Annotated in this window: 22 protein-coding genes and 5 pseudogenes; 13 read left to right on the top strand and 14 right to left on the bottom strand. The window is 42.6% G+C overall.

From position 1 onward, the window contains the following. Positions 1-36: 36 nt before the first annotated feature. The 12 genes and pseudogenes from JZM24_RS09225 (at position 37) to JZM24_RS09170 (ending at position 10,135) form a co-directional block, all read left to right on the top strand. A pseudogene (locus JZM24_RS09225) lies at positions 37-2,090 on the top strand (EscV/YscV/HrcV family type III secretion system export apparatus protein). Between the two features lie 28 nt (positions 2,091-2,118). Further along, positions 2,119-2,277 (top strand): InvB/SpaK family type III secretion system chaperone, encoded by a 159-nt coding sequence (locus JZM24_RS09220; RefSeq protein WP_215669430.1) that lies wholly within the window; start codon positions 2,119-2,121, stop codon positions 2,275-2,277. After that, complete coding sequence (locus tag JZM24_RS09215) at positions 2,264-2,500, top strand: type III secretion system chaperone family protein (RefSeq protein WP_215669429.1); 237 nt, start codon at positions 2,264-2,266, stop codon at positions 2,498-2,500. The genes JZM24_RS09220 and JZM24_RS09215 overlap by 14 nt, the downstream gene beginning before the upstream one ends. A 10-nt stretch (positions 2,501-2,510) precedes the next feature. Beyond that, on the top strand, positions 2,511-3,818 hold the full coding sequence (gene sctN / locus JZM24_RS09210; protein WP_215669428.1) for a type III secretion system ATPase SctN: 1,308 nt from the start codon (positions 2,511-2,513) through the stop codon (positions 3,816-3,818). Then, the gene (locus JZM24_RS09205) at positions 3,802-4,254 is read left to right on the top strand and encodes a SpaM family type III secretion system protein (protein WP_215669427.1); all 453 of its coding nucleotides are present in this window, start codon (positions 3,802-3,804) and stop codon (positions 4,252-4,254) included. The genes sctN and JZM24_RS09205 overlap by 17 nt, the downstream gene beginning before the upstream one ends. After that, positions 4,244-5,119 carry a SpaN/EivJ family type III secretion system needle length determinant gene (locus tag JZM24_RS09200; protein WP_215669426.1) on the top strand — a complete coding sequence of 292 codons (876 nt, stop codon included), beginning with the start codon at positions 4,244-4,246 and terminating at the stop codon, positions 5,117-5,119. Before JZM24_RS09205 ends, JZM24_RS09200 begins: the two co-directional genes overlap by 11 nt. Continuing rightward, positions 5,119-6,033 (top strand): FliM/FliN family flagellar motor switch protein, encoded by a 915-nt coding sequence (locus JZM24_RS09195; protein ID WP_215669425.1) that lies wholly within the window; start codon positions 5,119-5,121, stop codon positions 6,031-6,033. The genes JZM24_RS09200 and JZM24_RS09195 overlap by 1 nt, the downstream gene beginning before the upstream one ends. A 4-nt stretch (positions 6,034-6,037) precedes the next feature. Further along, positions 6,038-6,715 (top strand): annotated as a pseudogene (locus JZM24_RS09190) (EscR/YscR/HrcR family type III secretion system export apparatus protein). Next, positions 6,712-6,966, top strand: a complete 255-nt coding sequence (locus tag JZM24_RS09185; RefSeq protein WP_215669424.1) for an EscS/YscS/HrcS family type III secretion system export apparatus protein — start codon at positions 6,712-6,714, stop codon at positions 6,964-6,966. Before JZM24_RS09190 ends, JZM24_RS09185 begins: the two are co-directional and overlap by 4 nt. A 13-nt stretch (positions 6,967-6,979) precedes the next feature. Next, positions 6,980-7,759: a type III secretion system export apparatus subunit SctT gene (gene sctT / locus JZM24_RS09180; protein WP_215669423.1), complete on the top strand. Its 780-nt coding sequence runs from the start codon at positions 6,980-6,982 to the stop codon at positions 7,757-7,759. 2 nt (positions 7,760-7,761) lie between these two features. After that, a pseudogene (locus JZM24_RS09175) lies at positions 7,762-8,892 on the top strand (EscU/YscU/HrcU family type III secretion system export apparatus switch protein). 44 nt (positions 8,893-8,936) lie between these two features. Continuing rightward, positions 8,937-10,135: pseudogene (locus JZM24_RS09170) on the top strand (IS3 family transposase). A gap of 249 nt (positions 10,136-10,384) precedes the next feature. Here JZM24_RS09170 and JZM24_RS09165 read toward each other — a convergent pair. The 14 genes and pseudogenes from JZM24_RS09165 to JZM24_RS18560 form a co-directional block, all read right to left on the bottom strand. Then, positions 10,385-11,032, bottom strand: coding sequence for a tyrosine-type recombinase/integrase (locus JZM24_RS09165; protein WP_376775545.1), 648 nt, complete (start codon positions 11,030-11,032; stop codon positions 10,385-10,387). Beyond that, positions 10,915-11,265, bottom strand: a complete 351-nt coding sequence (locus JZM24_RS19705; RefSeq protein ID WP_215669421.1) for a helix-turn-helix domain-containing protein — start codon at positions 11,263-11,265, stop codon at positions 10,915-10,917. Before JZM24_RS19705 ends, JZM24_RS09165 begins: the two co-directional genes overlap by 118 nt. A gap of 639 nt (positions 11,266-11,904) precedes the next feature. Continuing rightward, entirely contained in the window at positions 11,905-12,279 is a 375-nt protein-coding gene (locus JZM24_RS09155; RefSeq protein ID WP_215669420.1) for a hypothetical protein, read from the bottom strand. 233 nt (positions 12,280-12,512) lie between these two features. Then, entirely contained in the window at positions 12,513-13,502 is a 990-nt protein-coding gene (locus JZM24_RS09150; protein ID WP_215669419.1) for a hypothetical protein, read from the bottom strand. Between the two features lie 31 nt (positions 13,503-13,533). Beyond that, positions 13,534-13,956 carry a hypothetical protein gene (locus JZM24_RS09145; RefSeq protein ID WP_215669418.1) on the bottom strand — a complete coding sequence of 141 codons (423 nt, stop codon included), beginning with the start codon at positions 13,954-13,956 and terminating at the stop codon, positions 13,534-13,536. 153 nt (positions 13,957-14,109) lie between these two features. Then, positions 14,110-14,547 (bottom strand): annotated as a pseudogene (locus JZM24_RS09140) (RHS repeat-associated core domain-containing protein); the annotation flags it as partial. A 558-nt stretch (positions 14,548-15,105) separates the two neighbouring features. Next, entirely contained in the window at positions 15,106-15,633 is a 528-nt protein-coding gene (locus JZM24_RS09135; protein WP_215669416.1) for a hypothetical protein, read from the bottom strand. Then, the gene (locus JZM24_RS09130; RefSeq protein ID WP_246579922.1) at positions 15,611-16,078 is read right to left on the bottom strand and encodes a hypothetical protein; all 468 of its coding nucleotides are present in this window, start codon (positions 16,076-16,078) and stop codon (positions 15,611-15,613) included. The genes JZM24_RS09135 and JZM24_RS09130 overlap by 23 nt, the downstream gene beginning before the upstream one ends. 289 nt (positions 16,079-16,367) lie before the next feature. Next, positions 16,368-16,772, bottom strand: coding sequence for a hypothetical protein (locus JZM24_RS09125; protein WP_215669415.1), 405 nt, complete (start codon positions 16,770-16,772; stop codon positions 16,368-16,370). Between the two features lie 174 nt (positions 16,773-16,946). Continuing rightward, positions 16,947-18,215, bottom strand: coding sequence for a hypothetical protein (locus JZM24_RS09120; RefSeq protein ID WP_215669414.1), 1,269 nt, complete (start codon positions 18,213-18,215; stop codon positions 16,947-16,949). A 477-nt stretch (positions 18,216-18,692) separates the two neighbouring features. Then, positions 18,693-19,079 (bottom strand): hypothetical protein, encoded by a 387-nt coding sequence (locus JZM24_RS09115; protein WP_215669413.1) that lies wholly within the window; start codon positions 19,077-19,079, stop codon positions 18,693-18,695. A gap of 76 nt (positions 19,080-19,155) precedes the next feature. Next, a complete protein-coding gene (locus JZM24_RS09110) occupies positions 19,156-19,749 on the bottom strand; it encodes a hypothetical protein (protein WP_215669412.1) in 594 nt (197 codons plus the stop codon). 180 nt (positions 19,750-19,929) lie between these two features. After that, positions 19,930-20,118 (bottom strand): hypothetical protein, encoded by a 189-nt coding sequence (locus JZM24_RS09105; RefSeq protein WP_215669411.1) that lies wholly within the window; start codon positions 20,116-20,118, stop codon positions 19,930-19,932. A gap of 141 nt (positions 20,119-20,259) precedes the next feature. Next, complete coding sequence (locus tag JZM24_RS18560; RefSeq protein WP_376775544.1) at positions 20,260-20,430, bottom strand: recombinase family protein; 171 nt, start codon at positions 20,428-20,430, stop codon at positions 20,260-20,262. 154 nt (positions 20,431-20,584) lie between these two features. Between JZM24_RS18560 and JZM24_RS09095 the strand changes: the two genes are divergently transcribed. Then, positions 20,585-21,046: a phage baseplate protein gene (locus JZM24_RS09095; protein ID WP_376775543.1), complete on the top strand. Its 462-nt coding sequence runs from the start codon at positions 20,585-20,587 to the stop codon at positions 21,044-21,046. Positions 21,047-21,056: the final 10 nt, after the last annotated feature.

Below are 21,056 nucleotides of genomic sequence, written 5' to 3'. Positions count from 1 at the left end.
TTTCTTTAGCCTTGATTAGATGATTCAGTATAAATAATGATAAATTCACTTTTGTCTCATATTAAATCACGGCCGGAGCTTATTATTCTGGCGATGATGGTGCTCGTTATCGTCATGCTGATTATCACGTTGCCTACCTATTTGATCGACTTTCTCATAGGGCTTAATTTGACAATGGCGATCCTGATTTTTATGGGATCCTTTTATATTTCACGTATTCTGGACTTTTCCAGCTTCCCGTCCATATTGCTGGTGACGACGTTGTTCCGCTTGGCAATATCCATCAGTACCAGTCGGCTGGTTTTAATGGATGCAGACGCCGGTGAGATCGTGGCCAGTTTTGGACAATTTGTTATAGGCGATAATCTGGTCGTCGGTTTTGTTATTTTTTCATTGTCACCGTGGTGCAATTTATCGTCATCACTAAAGGTTCGGAACGTATTGCTGAAGTGGCGGCGCGTTTCTCTCTGGACGCCATGCCGGGCAAACAGATGAGCATCGATGCCGATTTGAAAGCGGGCGTGTTGGACGAGGATGGCGTTAAGAAACGCCGCGAAGTACTGTAAGCGGAAAGTCAGTTGTACGGCGCGCTTGATGGTGCGATGAAATTCATCAAAGGTGATGCCATTGCCGGCATTATCATCATCTTTGTCAACTTGATAGGCGGGATTTCGGTTGGTATGGTCCAGCACGGTATGTAGCTTTCCGAAGCACTTACCGTTTACACCCACTTGTCGATTGGCGATGCGTTGGTCGCGCAAATTCCTGCGCTGCTGATCTCCATTAGTGGTTGGTTTATCGTCACCCGGGTCAACAACAACAAAAACAATAACCTGGGTTCCAAGATTATTACCGATCTGTTCGCCAACCAGTCGACACTTATGGTGACCGCCTGCCTGGCGTTGGCGATGGGTTTTTTACCCGGCTTCCCGTTGCCGGTCTTCGTTGTGCTGTCAGCACTGTTGATTGCGATTTACTTTAAAGATAAATGGAGCAACCGCAACAAGGCTAAAACCGGGGAAAGTCATCGCGATACGACTACCGATGGCGAGGGTCAGTCGGAAGTGGCCACCATTGATGGCGATATCATTCCAGAAACCTTACCGCTGATGATCACCTTCAATGAGGCGTTTAAGCCGACGCTGGATCCGCACAATTTAGCTTCGCGTTTGAAGAAAAATTTCTTCATTGAGTATGTCGTCAGGCTACCGGAAATCACCATCAGCTATGCTCCCAAATCGGTATGTGCCTCAATGAACATTGCTATCAACGAAATCCCTGTTGCGGATTATACGCTGATGCCGGGCATGCATAAGGTGTTGATCAACGGTGAAGAACTCAAGATGCTGGACAACAGCGTCCAGAGTATTAATACCCTCCAAGGCATGAGTTTCTGGTTACTAAAGGAAAAAGCGGATAACGCGCAGAAAATGGGCTACCTTACCCGCTCTGCTATTGATGAGTTTTATTTCTGCATCTCCACGTTGCTTACCCATAACATTTCTGAATTCTTCGGTATTCAAGAAACCAAAATGTTGCTGGATGATTTAGAGAAAAAGTACCCAGAGTTGTTGAAGGAAAGCTATCGTAACAATACGGTACAGCGTATTTCTGAGGTGTTTCAGCGGTTATTACAGGAAAGGATATCAATTCGCAATATGAAACTGATCCTGGAATCTCTGGTGCAATGGGGGCCAAAAGATAAGGACCCCATCGTGCTGGTATAGCATGTGCGCGGCGCGCTGGGACGCTATATCTGTAATCGTTTTTCTTACCTCGGTAAAATTCGCGCTCTGGTGTTTTCCCATGATATTGAGGAAAAAGTGCGCGGTGGTATCCGGCAAACGTCAGGCGGTAGTTTTATCAATTTAACACCTCCCGAAATTGATGAGATTCTGCATTATTTGACGGAGTGTCTCAATGAAAATGGTATGTCGGCCCGTGACATTATTTTGTTGGTGTCGGTAGATATCAGACGTTTTATCAAAAAACTTGTGGAAGGGCGTTATCCAGAACTTGAGGTCCTGTCATTTAATGAAATGGCTGACGGAATCGACATCGACATTATCGCTACCATTCAAAATAATTAAGTTCTTAGTCAACAACAAGGAAATCACCATGAGTTATAATGTTTCGGAATTATTAATGTCTTCCCTGGAGCAAATGGGTATCAGCGATGTTTCCCATGGCAGCTTGGACGATCACTCAACCATTACGTTAAAGCTTACCGATGATAACCCTGATATCAATATCATCACACAAGATGACGAAATTTAATCAGAACGCGCTGACTTTCAATAGCGCAAATCTATTGCCGCTTATGATTAACAGCCACAGCGACAAATTTGTTTTTGGTCAACCTTCTCTGGTGGAAATCGAGGGCAACCTTGAATTTAGGGCGCAGGTAAAAACAGATAATCTGGAATCGGTAACCGCTTTTACAGAAATGCTGGACGCTTTTTTTACCCTCCTGATGGACTATCAGGCGGCGATGGCTTGAGGCGTTAACGATGAGAAGAAGTCCTCTGCAAAATTGTTTTGACTATGCGGCCCATCCTACGCGGATTCAGGGAAACATTATCGAAGCCAGTTTGCCGGCGGCCGCGATCGGCGAAGTCTGTGAAGTGCGGTCATCGATTAACGACGCGTCTCTGGCGGGTTATTCCCAGGTCATTGGTTTTAACGGTAGTCTCACCATGCTGAGCCTGCTTTGCGATAGCGCGGAATTTTCCCAGAATTATCTTTTGGTGCCTACCGGTAAGCCTTTTCAATTCCCTTTGTGGGATGCCCTATTGGGGGCGGTGCTTGACCCGCTGGGAAATATTTGCGCACGGCTGGACGGCGCGACGGACACGCCGCTTATCGCCACCGAGCATCGGCCGATTGATGTCGAGGCACTGCATTTTACCGAACGTAAGCCTATCGCGGAAAAACTCGTTACGCGGATCCGTGCCGTTGATGGCTTGTTAACCTGTGGACACGGACAGCGGTTGGGCATATTCGCCGCGGCAGGCTGCGGCAAAACATCATTAATGAATATGCTGATTGAGCATTCTGAGGCTGATGTTTATGTGGTGGGACTTATCGGAGAACGTGGCCGCGAGGTCACCGAATTTATTGAAGAATTAAAACATTCCTCACGAAGCGGGAAAGTGGTGCTGGTGAATTCAACCTCGGGTCGCTCCTCGGTAGAACGTTGTAATGCGGCGCAGGTGGCCACCACCGTCGCCGAGTACTTTCGCGACCAGGGCAAAAACGTACTGCTGTTTATTGATTCAATAACGCGTTATGCACGCGCATTGCGCGATATGGCCTTAAGCATGGGGGAATTACCCGCGCGGCGCGGATATCCCGCGTCAGTATTTGAACGTTTGCCCAAGCTGCTTGAAAGACCGGGCAGTAGCCAGCTGGGATCGATTACCGCTTTCTATACCGTGTTGCTGGAAAATGAGGAAGAGCCGGATGCTATCGGCGATGAAGTGCGGTCGATCCTCGATGGCCATATTTATCTCAGCCACACCCAGGCGGCCCAGGGGCATTATCCGGCGATAAATATATTACGCAGCACCAGACGGCTATTTTTACAAATTACCGACAAGAAACAACAGCGTGCCGCCGTTCGTTTTCGCGATTTTCTGGTTCGCCAGCGGGATATGCAGCTCTACTTGGACCTGGGCGAATACCGCCGCGGTGAAAACCAAGAAAACGATAACGCTTTTGATAAAAAAACGGTCATGAGCGATTTTTTGCGCCAGCTTCTGGATGAGCGTATGGAATTTAGCCAAACCCTGGAGCAGATGCATGAATGTCTGGCTTAGGGGACAGCAATTCATTTCCTTATTAAACCGGAAACAGCAGGGTTTTAAGCGACAAACTCAGCACATCACGCACGTGCTGTCGACGCTGGAACAGCAACGCGAAGAATGCCAACGCCAATCGGCCGCATTGGGGCAAGAGGTGGCGGCCTGTCAGGTCAAGGGGGCGGTGTCCCGCGCCATATTGTATGAGCAACAGCGCCGTCAGGCGGTACTGCTAAGCCGCCAAGAAGAAATTGCACAACAATTGCTGCAATTGGAAGAAGAACGCGAGGAACAATTGCAACAGCTGCAACATTATCAGCTGCAGATTAGCGCACTGGAGAAACGGCAACGCAAAATTGATCGCTATTTTTATTCCGTGCGTGCGCAGCATTTACGCCGCCGGGAAAGACAAAACGAGAACGATATACAGGAGATGGCAAATTATGTCCGCTAAAGCAGAGCTTACAGCCCCGGTATCTATGCCATCCGGCGTGACGGCGCCGGATGACGACAATATCGCAAACTGGAGCCCGCAAGATAAGAACAAAAAGGAAACGCGTCGTGCCGCCTCGCCCGAAGCTCTCCCCTACAGTTTGCAGCTGCTTATCGATCAAATTCGACCGGATTTACAGCTTAATCGCGGTGGCACGGCGCAGACTAAAGCACAGAAAGGTCAGGTGAAGGCTACCGGCGACGACGGTATCGGTCGTGGGAAAACGGCTACACGACATGCCGAGAGTCAACCTGCCGAACTGACCGCCCGTGCGGCAACGCTGGGCCGGTCTGGCGCCGGGCGGAACGCCGAGGCTACACAGCCTGACACCTCCCGTGAGGCGGCTGTCGCGACGGCCGCTGCTGCCCTTTCTTCATCCGGGCAGACAACACCATCGGACAAGAATCATCGGCAATCGACCGCGACAGACATTCAGACCACCCAACCACAGGGTCATAGCGCCACGACGCCGCCTGCGAATACCCACCAGCAGCAAGTCGCCACGCCGGCGTCGCAGCCCAAATCGACACAGCCGCCGTTAGCGAAAACCCAAACCGAGGCGCCCGATAACGCCCTGTCTATGGAATATCGCTTTCAGGGATGGAGCGGTAATCATTCGGTCAAACTGTCCGCCTCGCCCCGTCCACTGCAGGAAAGCGTGCTGACGCTGCAGCCCTCCAGCCTTCAGGTCGGTCAGGTCATGAACCGTGAGATGGAACATTGGCAGGGTAACATCACGATGGTCGTGATGCCGACGGACGAGGATGAAGGACAGCAACAACAGCAGCGTCATTCCGATGAACAACCGGATCCCGAGGCGCAGTAATGAAGCTTTCGTCTCGCCTGCGACAGGTAAATCGTGAACATCATCGTTTAGTGCAGCTGCAAAGCGCCTTTCCGCAAAGCACGATAGTGACGGTTCGCGCCAGCCAATGCTATCTGCAGGTCACGCTGGAGAATGAGCATGGACTGCGCCAGGAGGGTTTCGTCAACATGACCGACTGGCTTACGGTTCGCCGAGCGGCATTGCCGGGTCTGCCGTGGCAGGAGATTCCTTCGGACTATCTATGTCCGTTATTGCAAGAAAGCGCCGGCCCTCTCGCGCTATACGGACAGTCGTGGACACTGCAAGCGGTCCGCGTACCGTCGGCACCGCTGCCGACGCAATTACTGGCGCTGTCGGCTGAGGATCTCATCGTGTATATCGCCGGGTGGCCCAATGTCGCTTTCCCTGGGTTACAGACGGCCGATGCCGGGCTAAGCCGGCTGTCGTTCGAGCTGCGCTGTGTCCTAGGCTGCAGCCGTTTAGCGGCCATCGACCTGGCGAGGCTAGACCTGGGGGATCTGCTACTGATTACCCGACCGGAAATGTATTTGACCATTAACGGGCGCGCTATTTTTAGCTGTCATCAAGCACAATCGAAGGAAATCATCGTGGATAATGTTATCGCCCCCTCAACTGAGGATACCCAGCCACAGAAAACGCTGCCGCTTTTTGACTGGAGCCGTGTACCGGTAACGGTAGAATTTGTCCTTGAAGCGCGATCCTACCCGCTGGCGGAATTGGAAAACCTGCAACCGGGGACCGTATTCGATTTGTCGGAAAATGTGGAAAAAAACATCAAAGTTTTCCTCAACCAACAGTTAGTGGGTTATGGAGAACTGGTAACGTTGGAAGATGAACGGTTAGCGGTGGAAATCACCGGGCTTAATACCTTTCAAACGCCGGTTGAAGAGTGACACTATGCTCACCAACGACATGACGCTCATTGCCTTACTTTCATTCGCCACCCTGTTACCCTTTGTGATTGCGGGTGGCACCTGCTATATCAAATTCTCCATCGTACTGGTGATGGTACGCAATGCGCTAGGGATACAGCAAATTCCCTCAACGCTCACGCTTAATGGTATTGCACTGATATTAACCGCCTTCGTCATGATGCCGGTATGCCAGAATATCAGCCGCTATATCGAAACGCACCAAACTAATTTCAATAACATCGATTCTACAATGCAATTTGTCGATTAAGGCTTGGGAAGTTATAGAGATTATCTGGTGCGTTATTCGGATAAAAAACTAATTCACTTATTTTGCGAGACACAGCATCGACAAAGCGGCGGTGAACAGGAAACGGACCTCGAATGCACTGACGAGAATATATCATCTTTGTCTTTAATGACGCTAATGCCGGCCTATGCGCTGAGTGATGTACAAAGCGCGTTTAAAATTGCCTTCTTTTTGTATGTTCCCTTCGTTGTGATTGATATGGTGGTCTCCAGTATATTACTTGCGCTGGTGATGATGATGAGTCCGGTCACTATTTCAATACCTATTAAATTGATCCTTTTTGTGGCAATGGACGGTTGGACGCTATTAACAAAAGGGCTGATCCTGCAATATGCTGATTTGATTAAACAATGAGTGAAATTGCGTATATAGGTAATTCTGCCTTGCTCCTTGTGCTTAAGCTTTCCGCCGTGCCTATCGCGATGGCGACAATTGTCTGGCTAGTGGTATGGTTATTTCAGACAGTCATGCAGATCCAAGAACAAACTTTGCCCTTTGGCTTAAAAATGCTCGCGGTATTTGCTTGCCTTCTCATGCTTATGGGCTGGTTCGCCAACGATGGATTGCGTTTCGCCACCGAATCATTTCTGATGGGTTTTCGGTAAATAGAGTGCGTCTATGCCGCTGATTAGTTTATTCTTCGCCTACCAGGAAAACAGCATGATTATCATGCTGGCGTATGTGCGCGTAGGTATCGTCTTTTTGATGCTGCCACTGCTGGGGGGGCGAATATTGTCACATCTTATCGTGAAAAATATGGTTATTTTCATCACGCTGATAGGTATTTGGCCTGACATACGGACCATCCCTGATATTGAACATGGCTGGCTGGTCCTCATTGCAAGAGAATGTGTGACGGGACTCATGCTGGCCATGACGCTGAGTTTACCGTTTTGGATTGCCAGCGCGATTGGCGAAGTCATCGATAACCAGCGTGGCGCGACAATCAGCGACAGTATTGACCCGGTTAATGGCCTGCAGAGTACCACGATGTCGTCGTTCCTCAGTTTTGCTTTTGGCGCTATCTTCATGGCGCAGGGAGGGATGATTCTGCTGATGAATGCGCTGGTGCAAAGCTATCGCGTCTTTCCCTCAGTCTCCTCTTTGCTGGGAGCGCAGTGGGCCGTCGCAGGAAAATTGGTGCACCTTTTGTTGGAGAATAGCATCATTCTTGCGGCTCCGACGCTGATAACCTTGATGCTATCGGAAATCATCATCGGCGTGTTTTCCCGCTATTGTCCTCAGCTAAACCCCTTTTCATTGTCGTTGTCGCTGAAAAGTTTCATCGCCTTCACGATTTTCATGCTTTATGGTTTCGGCGCGATGTCGGGACCTTTGATGCGCTTATTTACGCTTACGCCATTCTATCACTTTGTTCACCCTGCCGTGGGGGGTTAATTATGGCGGAGAAAACAGAAAAGCCCACAGAGAAACGGCGTAGAGAGTCTGCGCAAAAAGGGCAATCATTTAAAGTTAAAGATGTTACCACAACCGTGGTATTGGTAATCGGTATGGCCTATCTGGGTTACGGTATGGATTTTCAACCGTTTATCGCCTTTTATAACAATGTGGTCTTAAACGGTGAAAGCCTGAGTTATCAAGCTTATCTCATCAGTTTGGCCATGCTATTTATGAAGCTGACATTGCCCATCGTGGCAGTCTGCTTTGTTGCGGGTACCTTCTCAACGTTGCTCCAAACGCGGACGGTACTGGCCACCAAGGCAATTAAACTGAATTTTGATGCGCTTAATCCGGTGAAGGGACTTAAGCGGATATTCAATTTGCGCACAGTGAAAGAATTGGTAAAAACCTTGTGTTATGTGGTCGTGTTTGTGGTGAGCGTAAATTACTTTTAGTCACATTATCTAAAGGAACTACTATCAACCTATCACGGCAATATCTGGCAGGTCATCCGACTCTGGTCCGAGCTTGCGGTGAAGTTGGTGTTTATTTATGTCGGCGTATCTCTGATTGTTCTGTTGCTTGACGGCTTATGTGAATATTTCCTCCAATTCAAAGATATGAAAATGGAAAAGCATGAGGTGAAGCAAGAGCATAAAGAAAATGAGGGTAATCCGGAAATAAAATCTGCGCGGCGTAACGCTCACTTTGAATTGCTGAGCGGTTCGGAGCAGGCGGCGATCCGTTCCTCAGAGATGATACTGGCCAACCCGACACACATTGCGCTCGGTATATTTTTCAATCCTGACGTTGCGATGCTGCCGTTCATCACCTTGCGGGCCACGAACATGAAGGCCCGGGCTATCATCGCTTATGCCGAGAAGGTGGGCGTGCCGGTCGGGCGCAGCATACCCTTGGCGCGTCGCTTATATAAGAATTATACCGTGCATAGTTTCATCGCGTTGAACGACAACGATTTGATAGAGATTATGCGTATTCTCATATGGCTTAAACAGGTTGAAAGCGCGGGGAAACCTGACCCCGAGCAAAACGTTCCACCCGAAGCGTCTTCTGAGGAAAATCTGATTTATCCCCCTGAAACACCAGACAGTAGCTGTATCTCCAGATAAGAGATAGGCTTAAATATATGTCTAACACTAACGCCAATTTTGATATGACCGGGATCCTGTTAGGTCAAGAAGTCCGTAAACGTAAAACTCCTCAGGAAAAAATGGCCATTATTCAGCAGACCGATGGAGCCCGGCATGAATGTCTCCCATCTCGCACGACTGCACGGTATCCAGCCCAGCCTGCTGTTTAAGTGGAAAAAGCAATATCAGGAAGGCAGCCTCACTGCCGGGGAGGACGTTGTTCCTGCCTCTGAGCTTGCAGCTGCATTGAAGCAGGTCCGGGAGCTCCAGCGCCTTCTGGGTAAGAAGACGATGGAGATTGAGATCCTAAAAGAAGCCGTGGAGTACGGCCAGTCACGAAAATGGATAGCGCACGCGCCCTTGTTGCCAAAGGCCGGGAATAGCACAGGTCAGCCGCGCCATGAGCGGGTCGCGTGCGCCGCTGTCACTGCGGATTAAGCGTTCTGCCGACTGGCAGGACAGGCGCTGTAACCGGCGTAATGACGAAGCAGACGCTGAAATACTGTCGGACATCCTCGACATCATCAGCGATATGCCCAGCTACGGCTATCGGCGGGTGTGGGGCATCCTGCGTAAACAACGTCGCGCAGAGGGACTGACGCCGGTAAATGCGAAACGACTTTACAGGATCATGTGTGAGCATAACCTGCTGTTATTACATTGAAAACCAGAGCGGCCGAGGCGTGAGCATAAGGGCAGGATCGCGGTGGCAGAAAGCGATATGCGCTGGTGTTCAGATGGCTTCGAGTTCGGCTGCGACAACGGTGAAAAACTGCGGGTCACCTTCGCACTGGACTGCTGCGACAGAGAGGCCATAGACTGGGCTGCGAGCACTGTAGGCTACGACAGTTCGACCGTGCAGGATGTGATGCTGAGGTCGGTAGAAAAGCGCTTCGGCGACAGGTTACCCGATACAGCGGTGCAGTGGTTGACGGACAACGGTTCAGCGTATACCGCGCATGAAACGCAGAGGTTCGCCAGAGAACTGGATCTGGAGCCCTGCACAACAGCGGTGAGCAGCCCGCAGAGAAATGGCATGGCCGAACGGTTCGTGAAGACGATGAAGGAAGACTATATCGAGTTCATGCCAAAACCGGATGCGAGAACAGCCCTGCGAAACCTTGCAGCAGCTTTCACGCATTACAATGAAAACCATCCGCACAGCGCGCTGGGATATCACTCTCCGAGAGAATACCGGCGGCAGCGGGCTTTGTTAACTTAAGATACAAAAGCTGTACGGAGATGGCGGGGCAAGATCACACGAAATCGAAAGCCTTCGATCCCTGCTTTCATCATGGCAGACTTAAATGCTTTGTTAGCATCCGTTCTCATTGGTATCATATCAATCACGCCGTTTAATTTTCGCTCTCTGACAAAAACATACTGCCTATGTCTACCTATCTGAGCATGGATAATTTGACAAGCGGTATCATTGAGCGAAACGCCAATTGCGCGAAAATTTTTTGACTGGTCATGGTTTAATCCAAGCCACCTTACGAACCAAATCAACCTGTGACCATTCTAATTCTAGAATGTTGGATCTTCGTAAACCCGTATCTAGAGCAAATGTTATTACTGGCTTGAGATAATCAACGGCATTATCAATTAAGGCATGGGCTTGCTCTTTTGTGAGCCACTTAATCCTTGATTGTCTAGGGGGTAGAGCTTTTATATATGGTGCATTTTTTAACCATCCCCATTCATTTGAGGCTATTTTTAGTAAGGAACGAATAAAAGCCAATTGCGCATACCTTGATGATTGCGATGAAAAACCTGCTTTACCTCTTATATTTTTCATCCTTGAAACAATATCTTGACATTCATTATTCGTGATCTCACTAATCTTTCGACCTGAAAAATACTGACGCCAAAATCTAATTTTTCCTTTATCTTTATCTATTGTTCGCTTGTGTTGTTTTTCCTTTAGCCAGCGTAGGCAAGCTTCATCGAAGGTATGATCTGGAATTTCTCCTAATGTACTGATCCGCCATGCTCTTGCTTTCATCTCATCATAAAGTTCCTGCGCTTGCTTTTTGTCTGTCGTGTTAAGGCAGCGTCTAATTCTTTTGCCACCCGGTTCAACGAAATCACAGTACCAATTGCCATAACGTTGTTTGATTGCCATTTAGATTTCCTCTCTGAACGGCCGTTCTCTGCATTCACGGCCTGATTATGTTGCTGATAGTGGATATATTCAAGGCAGGAAGACTTTAAAATCTCGAATTGTCCACCACCGTTATATCCAGATTTACTTGCACGAAGTCGTTTATCTTTAATAAGTCTGCGTACAGTTCGTGGCGATTTTTTAAGAAATTGAGCCGCTTCGGAAAGATTAAAAATCTCATCATCCATTCTCAGGGTTATCATAATGACCTCTGCTAAAATAAAGTCGCTGCGCTATTTGTCATGACGACGAACAGTCGGGGAATGTGGAATCGTAGGAATGGAGGGTGTGGTGATGCAATTAAGTAGAGTCAGTATGTCGCGACCCATGTCTTTAACTTGATTTCCTCATCACCCTAGTATTTTTAGCGGCAGTTCCACCCACTTAATATTCTATGGATGTTGCCGTGTACCATATTTGAAACTAAAATGTGCGATAAATAATGGGCTATTTTTATTTCCGTCAGTGCGACGGAATTACACTTTTATTTTTCATCGGAGGCACTTTGGTCTGTGCGTGTGGTACGATTAACTGGAAAATATTTGTATGCTCAACGTACTTCAAGATGCACCCACCTATCTAGCACAAGGAACGGGCAGTGGGCCTATCACGCGCTCTTGTCGTGAATTTTAAAATTTATAGAGTAGGCGCCAGCCATTAACAGTGATTTTGATCATTTGTTAATGAGTGGAGCTATATTAGAAAATGTTATGGAGCAGCCACTTAAATATCTATTTATTGGCGTGGCTATATAAAATATTCATAATATTATTTATATATTCATTTTTTTTATCTTTTTCATATTTATCTCCTAAGGTCATTATAATTTAAGATATAGGATTTTCTTCTATTTCTTTTATTATTTCTTCTTTGTTGACATTAATTGTTTTATCTTCTTTAAAAGTTTCAATGATTTTTCTTCGGATATCCTCTTTTTCCCCTTTAATATTTTCTTGTGCGCGGGTTTCGCGGTGATTGTCTATAGTTTTGAGAGCAGTTGCAATATTTTTTATTATATTGTCACGATAGTCTATCTCGCTATTACCTTTTGAAAAAAGTGGATCAATGGGGTCTATATTTATAGTTATGTTTTTTATTTTTATTTCTTGAGGAAAAAATATAATTTTAGGAAGTTTTTCTGTGGAAATGTTTTTTTCTACACCCTTTAATTTTTTGTATTTTTCTCTTTCTCTACGAAACACACAAATTTTATTAAATGCTTCATAAGACTCACTGAGTATATCGAGTGAACCACATTCTGTATCTAGAATCCTTAGTTCATTTTTAGTAAAACCTATATATTGATATTCTACGTCATTAAGAGATTTATATTCTGGTTCTTCTTTTATTTTATTTAATTCAGCTAGTTGAGTCGTTATATCTTGATTAGTTTTCTTTCCTTTTAAGTATTTTATTCTATTTTATATTAAGTTGCTTATCTTATGTCTGAATAAAAGCGTACCTTTTTTATTGTTTCAGGATCGTATTTTTTTAACGGTTTAAACATCTTATGTGCTGTGTCGGTTGTAACAGTAATCTTAAAGTCTCTATCGTTTGAAGCTGTTAAATATTTATCGTGTAAGTAATTAAAAACATCTGTATTTTTTGTGAATTTAATTAATGCTTGTCTCCTATCTTTGGATTTATTTTGATCTTCAGATGATTTTAATTTAATATCTTCTTCGAAGGTCTTATTATCTATCTTTACCAATTGAAAAGCGTCATAGACCAAGTTTCTTGGGTGAGAACTTACACCTTTAACTTCCCAACCAGACAGTGATAGACCAAAAGCTATGGTGTAATCGCCATATCCATAAACAATTCTTTTTGTTTCGTTTGCTAGTTTTTGGGCAGGTGACATTTTTTTATTACCTTCCATTATACTCTTTCGAGTAGAGTAGCAAGATAAAAGCCGAATTTGGCCGTTTCCGGTATTTCCTTCTCTTATTAAGTTTAGATAACGTCTCTTTACTAATAGTTCAACAAATTTAGTAACAGGCACATTAAAGCCAACGTTTTTATCAAAATAGGAGTCTTTATCTAACGGCATTTCGCTTTTAATCTCAATCTCTTTCCAATTACCTGGTTTAGCTAAATATTCAGAATAAAGAACCTCACCATCTCCAAAGCCGTGCATAGTGATAGCTAACGTACCATCTATTTTACCACAATAATTAAACGTATAACCTCCGTAGTCATAATAATAATCTCCCCATGCTTGATAAAAATATCCACTATCCAGTTCATATTTATCTTTTGCAGTAAATTTATCCCAATCAGAACGATCTAGTTCTTGGATTATATTTTTTGTATATAACTCAGCCTTGTTTTTCTCTTCAGTAATATATTTATCGTTATAAGATTTTATATCTGCCAACGCGTTTTTTTCATTCTCCTTATGAGCGAAAATTCTTCCATCTTTCAATCTAATATACTTACCTCCCGTAATCCTTTCTTTAAAAGAAAATAATTTTTTGTTTTACTATTAACACTATATTTTCTTTCGCCATTTTGCTTTCTATTAGTGATATAGTCCTATTTCTCTTATGGTAAGTTATTAACTCTTTTCCTTTTATCTTATCTTTTTCTTCTGTCATTAAATCTATTTGACAAAAATTTTCGGGTTGTTGATCTAGTGAAAATTCTTCTGCATTATTGGATAATGAGTTTAGTCTTGATTCGGATAAAGGCGTTAAAACGACTACAGGTTGTCTCTCCTGCTGTACAGTGTATAATGGTTTATTTTCTTTATTTTTTCTTCTTTTTCTAGGGCCTCTTGCAGCAAGTACTCTTGATTCAGGCATCACCAAAGGATCCTGTGTAATAACACTTTGTTCACCCAATATTAGTCTCCCTGCTTGGCTTTCTGGGTCAGCCATACGGCTTCTCCTGCGTAAAAAACTTATTCCAGAAAATCATAATGCACCAAACCCCGTTATCAAAGAAGCCGAACCCAAAAATGACGCTAAATTTGGGGAAGATTCTTCAAACGCATAACTGGCTATTCCACTTGACATCGAGAAAGCCCCCATTCACATGGCTAACATATCGGTTTTAGCCGCAGAGGATAACACCGCTTTTAATCCTCCCGCCATACTCCCTAAGCCTGTTACCATCGCAACAGCCCCTAATTTACCGGCTAACTCGGGGTGACGCTCTTCTAAAATCCCACTCGCTATCATTGAAACGTCAGCAGTGACGGCCAGTCCGCCTGCAATTAATGATGCCATATAAGCTTCTTCCAGTGCAGCCATCAACGCTCCGGCTGTTGCTAAAGACGTCCAGGCACTAAATAACGCCCCCGCAATCCCGAAAGCCCCTAAACCGATACCCATCCAAGCTTGCCAACTAAGATGGCCGCTCGGATCAAGATGGTTAATCGGATCGCCATGACAATAACCGTAAGGAGAAAGCTCGCCCCCATCAAAGGTGGTCAAACTATCTGGAGAGTGAAAGCGCATTAATTTAGGATTATATGCTCGCTAGCCATTGCCTAAGTGATACCAACCGGTAACAGGATCCACGGGCGCTCCGTTAAAACCAACAAGCGCGGTATAATCCTCTCTAATCGGTGAAGCACCATAGGGGTCATAGTCAAACGTTTTCTACTTATCCTTAGAAAATAAATCATGTAAAGTGCCCATCGCGTCAGTCATCGCCAGACTAATTTCATCATCTCTAATAATCGCTAAGGTTTCCCCCGACTCTTTGATAAGACGCGTGTGGTGCGTGTTATCGCCGTCTTGTTCAATCTCATTAACTAACTCATTGTCTAAGTAAAAAAGATGATGTATTTTCTTGTTTTCTTCATAAGCTTTTAATCTATTATAAGCATCATAAAAATAAGCAATTTTGGGTTTGCCATCTTGCTTAACCTAAACCAAACGCCCAAGTTCATCATAATCCATGTCATATTGATTGTCAGTAGTAGATAACTTTAATTGGGTTAAAGCACCAGTAGTATTTTTCTTTTCGATGACGGGGGAGGGGTTTATAACGTTCCCCAAAATATCATATTTAAAATCGATTTATTTTTTACTCTTATTAGACACAATATATTCATATTTGTTAAGTCGACCAGAACTATCATATTTAAATCTTTCTGTATTTTCGCCTTCCTTATTAGAAGGTGGATCTGTAGTAATATAGGCACTACGTGATTGTAGTTTCCCGTTTGATAAATATTGAGAATCTATAACCCATGTTTTCGGGTAGCCATTTCGAGAAAAGCGCCGGCAAGTTTCTCTATTAGATTCATCGTATTTAAAATCAGTGATGAGATCAAGAGAATACCCCTTACTGTTTTTTTCAGAAACTTGGCGCCTTCGAAGGCGAGAAAGCCCATCATATTCATATTTAACCGTCAATAATTCTTTCTCGCTCTTTTCTTCTTGAAGAGCGTAACTTGTAGCACAATGTCTCCCAAATGTATCGTATTGATATTTGTATTTAATTCCGCTCGAATCAAGGTATTCTGTTAGCTTTACACTGAGTGAATAGCGGCGCTCTGCTTTCCTCGAGATTAATTCCTGCTTAGAATGGGTATTTTGGGTCATAAAAAATTTCCTTCTCAAGTACACCTGCGGCACTGTAGTCATATTCTTGGTCTTTTTTTGCATTTTGATAACTTTCTAGACAATTTCCTCTATTGATAAAGGCTTTATTTATCTCTGAAGTTTCTTTTTTATTCGAGGTCCGCGCTTCCCGAAAACTGTGATTAAAATTGGATGTAAAATAAGTCGATTCATCCTGTGGGGTAATATGTTTTGCAATTTCTTTCGAGGCACCATGATATTCATGACGATGAGTTTTATTATCATAGCAATATTCAACGCGCCTATCTAAAGAATCAACAGACTCTGTACACAGCGTTTGCTTTTTCTGGGAGTTACTGCTTGTTAGGAAAATAGTATTAATTTTTTTATTCTTGTTTGTATCAAATGTGTATTCATAATTTAAGATAGATTCATCAGGAAACGTTTTTTTCTTTATACGGTTCAATTCGTCGTATGTGTACAGGGTAGTATTGTTTAGTTCATCAATATTTAGACATAAACGACCTAATCCATCATAGTCATTTTTAATCTTAGCGATGACTCCGTCTTTATTGATAGGATGTAGACGGGTAACGGAGATAGGAAGACCTTGGTCATTGTATTCAGTCCGCTCCCTTCCTTCTTTAGCATCATTCGCCTGACGCCAAGTTGTTCTCGTTATTTTAATGGGATCATATTCACTGTGTTCTTCTACGCCATCAGAGTAACACGTATATTGATGCTGCCACCAATTATCATAATAAAATTTTTTCTATAGACGTGGTGTTATTGTCTGGCTGATTCGCTATTGGAACATGATAGTCATAAGTCGTCTGGGTTTTTCTTCTTCCAAACCCATCATAACTTTGCGAAGCAATCTTAAACCAATGTGGCATATTGTCTGAACTTATATCGCTCCTGTATTCTTCTATTGGACGATGTAGGCTATCGAACTGTGTTTTACGTGCATTCTCTCGGATATCCGTATCGACGATGCTAATTTCTTTAATGTTATCCTCTTCGTCCTTTATCAGGTTATATTGGGTTGTGGTACTGCTTTCATACGAGGTATCAGGACAAAAAATTACTTTTGTGACACGTCCAAGTGGGTCATAGTAATATATATTTTGATGGCCTATATTATCAATACTCGAAAGCACTTTGCCGCTATAAAGTGACCTCAATGTTGAAGTTGTACTTTTTTCACTATCAAATCCAATAAACGTTTCTTCTTGACAATACGTGTCGTCGATGCGCTGAAAAGAAAGTGTGACGCTATTTTCATAAAAGTCATTTTCAGTATAGTAATGTTTTGTAGATATTTTGTTTAAACATCAAAAAAATTTGTCGGTCGGAACATCGGTTTTGTATGTATAATCTTTATCCAGGCATTTAATAGCATCACAACGTGCTGATTCGTTATTAAGCAAAATCATACTGCTTATTGGATTACCCGTCTCTAAAGAGTAATTTTGATAAGAATATATGTTAGATTGTTTAGGGGACGGAAACTCGATGGTATTTGGCGTCAACGATTTCTCTTTTACAAACCGACAAAATCCAAGAGGATCGGCAGGACAACAACCTGGTTCACCTTCTTTTTTATAGTAAGTAAACTGAGTAACATTACCATCATTATCTTTTTTCTTAATTAAGTTGCCGTTATTATCGAACTCTGTTTCTATAATCTCTTCCATATTCTCTTGTGATTTAGTGTAAGTGGTGATTGTTTTTTTGGGTAACTGACAGGTGGCGGGTTGTTCCTCAAAAGTTTTATTTTTTTCAGCGTAATATTCTGTTTCTATTTTAATATTACACTCTCTCTGTGTGACCACTTCTTCCGTAAGCAAATGGTAGTTATTATAAACACGACGTGTAGTTATTTGTGCATCTTTATCATCTTGTTGAGTTTGAATAGAGTGGTACTGATAAGCACTTAAAATCTCGTAAAGATTATCTCTATCAGGATCCCAGTCAACCGAACTTTTAAAACCTAAATAATTGAGGTCAGAATACTCGTAGTCACTTATTAACTCAGGTTGACTCATACCTGGGATTTTTCTGTATTGTGTTACACAGGGAAGATTAGGTAAATTAGCTTTTCTAGGAAACTGCATTAGCGTTTTATAAATAACTTTTTCAGTCAATCCCATGGGCGTCTTCAAGCCATCAATCATGTAAAAATTAGAAAAATGATCTAAGCGCTGATAGAAAAAATGCCAATTCAGATTATCGTCCAGGGCACTATTTTTAAGTGTTATTAAGTTATTATTAGCAAATACAAAATTTAATTGGTACGTTTCTGGTTTATCCGGCCATATTGTGGCAAGCGTATTTATGTTGTTGTTATAAACAAGACTCACAAGATCAGCGTGTTCATTTTTAATGTGCACTAATCTATGCTGAGCATCATAACGTAAACTCAGCTTTTTACCGTTAGGAGAATATATTTCATTTACAAATTTGAGATCGTTGCTATTATCAGGATTATCTAAATACTCTATCCGGCCTGATTTATAGTAAATTTTATAAAATCCGGCGCATTTTATAAATCGGAAGGTCGAAAGTTTCTTTTGCTGAATGGTAAGCTCAACCTCAACCATTAGGAATGGAGGGCAAATCCACTACCTTATAACACTCTCCGTTTGAAAGCGTGAGGACTTTTTTCTTAGTGTCATAAAAAGACAGGCCTGTTAAAAAAATCCTTTGCCAAATACTTGATTATAATTATATGAAGGGTGATGAAAAATGGAAAGATTTAGAGAAGGACCGATGACACTGTTTTCTGGAAAATCTACTAGGGGTATTTTAATATAAAAAAGCCCCGTTCTGGGATCTACCCCGTGATCTAAGGCAGATGCAAAATTAAAGGCTTGGGAATAGAAATTCCCAGTTTGCGGAGTTGACATAAAAAGGTAAACTCTCCAGGTGAAATTTGCAAAATACGCGATAATCTAACCGCTAAACAACTTAAAATAATGACAGTGTTAATCATACGATTAGCCATAATTTATGTGATTATGGCCTTATTACTGTCATTAAAAATCATGTTAGTCAGATAAGAATAGATAATGGGGGATTTATAGATGACCTTCATGTAATACTATTTGATTACCGTTGTTTTCTTCATTCTCTATATCACTATTTTGGGTGACATGGAAAAATACTTTATTACCATATTCATCATACAAAGTGATATTAGTGTCCCAGGTTTTATCAAAATTAGAAGAATCGACCTCCTTATCACAAATACTAAATGTACCAAACCACTGACCGTCATCTACGTATTCTAATAAACTTAAGGTAATGTAACTCTCGGGATTATTGAAAGATTGTCCTGCAGGTAGAGCCACTTTTATGTCTTTATCAAAATAAGACCTTTTAATATATAAGGTAACGATTCTTTCTACTTCTGTATTTTTTGCAGGCCATATATAACCCACTCGAAATCTATTATTCTTTTTCATAAAGCCAAATCCATGAAATCGAGAGAAGAAAGCATATTTACTAAATTGATGCTACTTCTCATTTTTGTTATAACCTTCAATATAAGCATATTTTATGTGCTTGTGGGTTGGCACTCTTTAAAAAATATTGAGTATGACTAACAGATATATTTGCCTCTACTGCTAACCACCCATATTTTACCTTCTCTGTTAATGACAATTTATCGGGGGCCTCGGCATAAAAACGGATAGCGGAATTATCAATATTTTCTTCTGTCTGGCTATACAAAACAATAGATGAGTCAAACCCATTAGTGCCATTTTTTGCCGTGGTATATTTAACCCCATTCAAGATAACGGTTACAGATAATTGCTTACTATCGTGAACATTTTCGCACTGTATGTAATATTTTATCTGATTTACGTTACTGAATTCATCGCTATCAAAACAAAGTTTTCCTTTCTTATCAGTATAAGTCCACCCAGGATGAGCATCGTGCAAAGCAGCCTGGTTTTCTTTGTTGAGATTCACATTCAGCAAAGAATCGACATGTTGATGGTCGAATCTTTCGAGCGAATGGCCTGTCACATAATCAACAATTTTTATATTGTCTTGCAAGATTTTAAGCTTTTGATTAGTCAAATTTATCGGCTTTGAAGCATTATCGAATGTATTAATAGTAATGATCACAGGGACTTGGTGACGACCATTAGCGCAAATGTGTTTTTTTGTTCTTCAGCCAAGAATTCTATTTTTAATGTGTTTATGCCCTTCAATTCATTCCACTCCGCGAAAATATTTAAGAGGTCTTTGATCAATAAGTTATTAAATCTTTCCTTAATTTTTTGTTCAATTTGACTGAATGTTAAATCAACCATGTGTGTATTGCGACACCAGTTTATAAATATTTTTTATATCAACTGATACATCTTGACCTATGTTTTTTGTGGTGCAGTAATCTAAAAAAGACTTTTCAATATCCTGATTCTTTTGTTTAGAATGCATAGAGATAAAAGGATTTTCGGCTGTGGTTGTAGTGTTCTTTGTTTCTTCAGACATAGTCTATATTCCTTGAATAAAAATTTGGATTGGTGATTTTTAGTCAGTTTTTCACTAAAACATTTATGTATTAATGTGTTGTCAGTTATTTAAATGGGTAGCTTCAGCGTTATTTGTGCGTTTGAGGGCAAAATGATAGGACTAAAAAACACGGTATCCATCTGAAGTTATGTCCATACTTATTCCTCTTTTTAATCTGAGCCTTTTGTCAGTTTTTTCGCTGATTTTATCCTCAAAAATATGCTCACAATTTGTACAAATGAGTGCTTTTCGCTGTAAATCGGTGTTTTGGTCATTTTTTGACACCCGCATATAGCCTATTTTTGCCATTTTAGCCCCTTATCATCCCTCTGAAAGCCCTATTATAGCTGATTTTGGTTAAAGTTTAGTCAATTTCTGGATTATGTAAAACCTTGGTTTGCTGGATTTTATGTTTCCGGTAGGGATTGTGATCTGATTTAATCAAATTAAAAATCCAAATATCGATTTTCCCGGCACGAGTTGGAAATACATTGGCGAAAACAAAACCATCAGACTCGCCAAACAAGACGGCAGTGATGTATTGAGTACGGGCGGTACAGATAACCTCACGCTCACAACCGATAATATGCCTACCCATCATCACGACTTTTCAGCCCGAACCGATACTTTCGATTATGGTAATAAAAATACCAACAATGTGGCTGGACACGTGCATCAATACACTTCAGTTTTTCGTTATAACGATGTACATGATGATGGTGGCGGCCACGGTTTATATAAAACCCAAACAGAAAACACCACGCATTCGGGTGACCATGTCCACACAACTTATCTCGGCCCCCACAGTCATGCATTTGCCGGGATAACAAAAAATACCGGGAAAGGAACCCCAGTGAATATTGTCAATAGTTTTATTAAGCTTATGGCTTGGTACAGGATATCGTGATTGATGCTTT

The sequence above is a fragment of the Candidatus Sodalis endolongispinus genome, assembly GCF_018777395.1.
Lineage (GTDB): Bacteria > Pseudomonadota > Gammaproteobacteria > Enterobacterales > Enterobacteriaceae > Sodalis_B > Sodalis_B endolongispinus.
Note: the sequence above shows the minus strand (reverse complement) of the source record. Positions and strands in the feature narration are given on the sequence as shown.

What these genes read in the sequence shown, in the direction of transcription:
- JZM24_RS09120 (WP_215669414.1), bottom strand. Translation starts at nt 18,215, where the DNA reads ATGGTTGAGGTTGAGCTTACCATTCAGCAAAAGAAACTTTCGACCTTC.
- JZM24_RS09195 (WP_215669425.1), top strand. Translation starts at nt 5,119, where the DNA reads ATGAAGCTTTCGTCTCGCCTGCGACAGGTAAATCGTGAACATCATCGT.
- JZM24_RS09115 (WP_215669413.1), bottom strand. Translation starts at nt 19,079, where the DNA reads ATGAAAAAGAATAATAGATTTCGAGTGGGTTATATATGGCCTGCAAAA.
- JZM24_RS09185 (WP_215669424.1), top strand. Translation starts at nt 6,712, where the DNA reads ATGAGTGAAATTGCGTATATAGGTAATTCTGCCTTGCTCCTTGTGCTT.
- JZM24_RS09215 (WP_215669429.1), top strand. Translation starts at nt 2,264, where the DNA reads ATGACGAAATTTAATCAGAACGCGCTGACTTTCAATAGCGCAAATCTA.
- JZM24_RS09145 (WP_215669418.1), bottom strand. Translation starts at nt 13,956, where the DNA reads ATGGCTGACCCAGAAAGCCAAGCAGGGAGACTAATATTGGGTGAACAA.
- JZM24_RS09105 (WP_215669411.1), bottom strand. Translation starts at nt 20,118, where the DNA reads ATGTCTGAAGAAACAAAGAACACTACAACCACAGCCGAAAATCCTTTT.
- JZM24_RS19705 (WP_215669421.1), bottom strand. Translation starts at nt 11,265, where the DNA reads ATGGATGATGAGATTTTTAATCTTTCCGAAGCGGCTCAATTTCTTAAA.
- JZM24_RS09205 (WP_215669427.1), top strand. Translation starts at nt 3,802, where the DNA reads ATGAATGTCTGGCTTAGGGGACAGCAATTCATTTCCTTATTAAACCGG.
- sctT (WP_215669423.1), top strand. Translation starts at nt 6,980, where the DNA reads ATGCCGCTGATTAGTTTATTCTTCGCCTACCAGGAAAACAGCATGATT.
- JZM24_RS18560 (WP_376775544.1), bottom strand. Translation starts at nt 20,430, where the DNA reads ATGCGGGTGTCAAAAAATGACCAAAACACCGATTTACAGCGAAAAGCA.
- JZM24_RS09200 (WP_215669426.1), top strand. Translation starts at nt 4,244, where the DNA reads ATGTCCGCTAAAGCAGAGCTTACAGCCCCGGTATCTATGCCATCCGGC.
- JZM24_RS09135 (WP_215669416.1), bottom strand. Translation starts at nt 15,633, where the DNA reads ATGACCCAAAATACCCATTCTAAGCAGGAATTAATCTCGAGGAAAGCA.
- JZM24_RS09220 (WP_215669430.1), top strand. Translation starts at nt 2,119, where the DNA reads ATGAGTTATAATGTTTCGGAATTATTAATGTCTTCCCTGGAGCAAATG.
- sctN (WP_215669428.1), top strand. Translation starts at nt 2,511, where the DNA reads ATGAGAAGAAGTCCTCTGCAAAATTGTTTTGACTATGCGGCCCATCCT.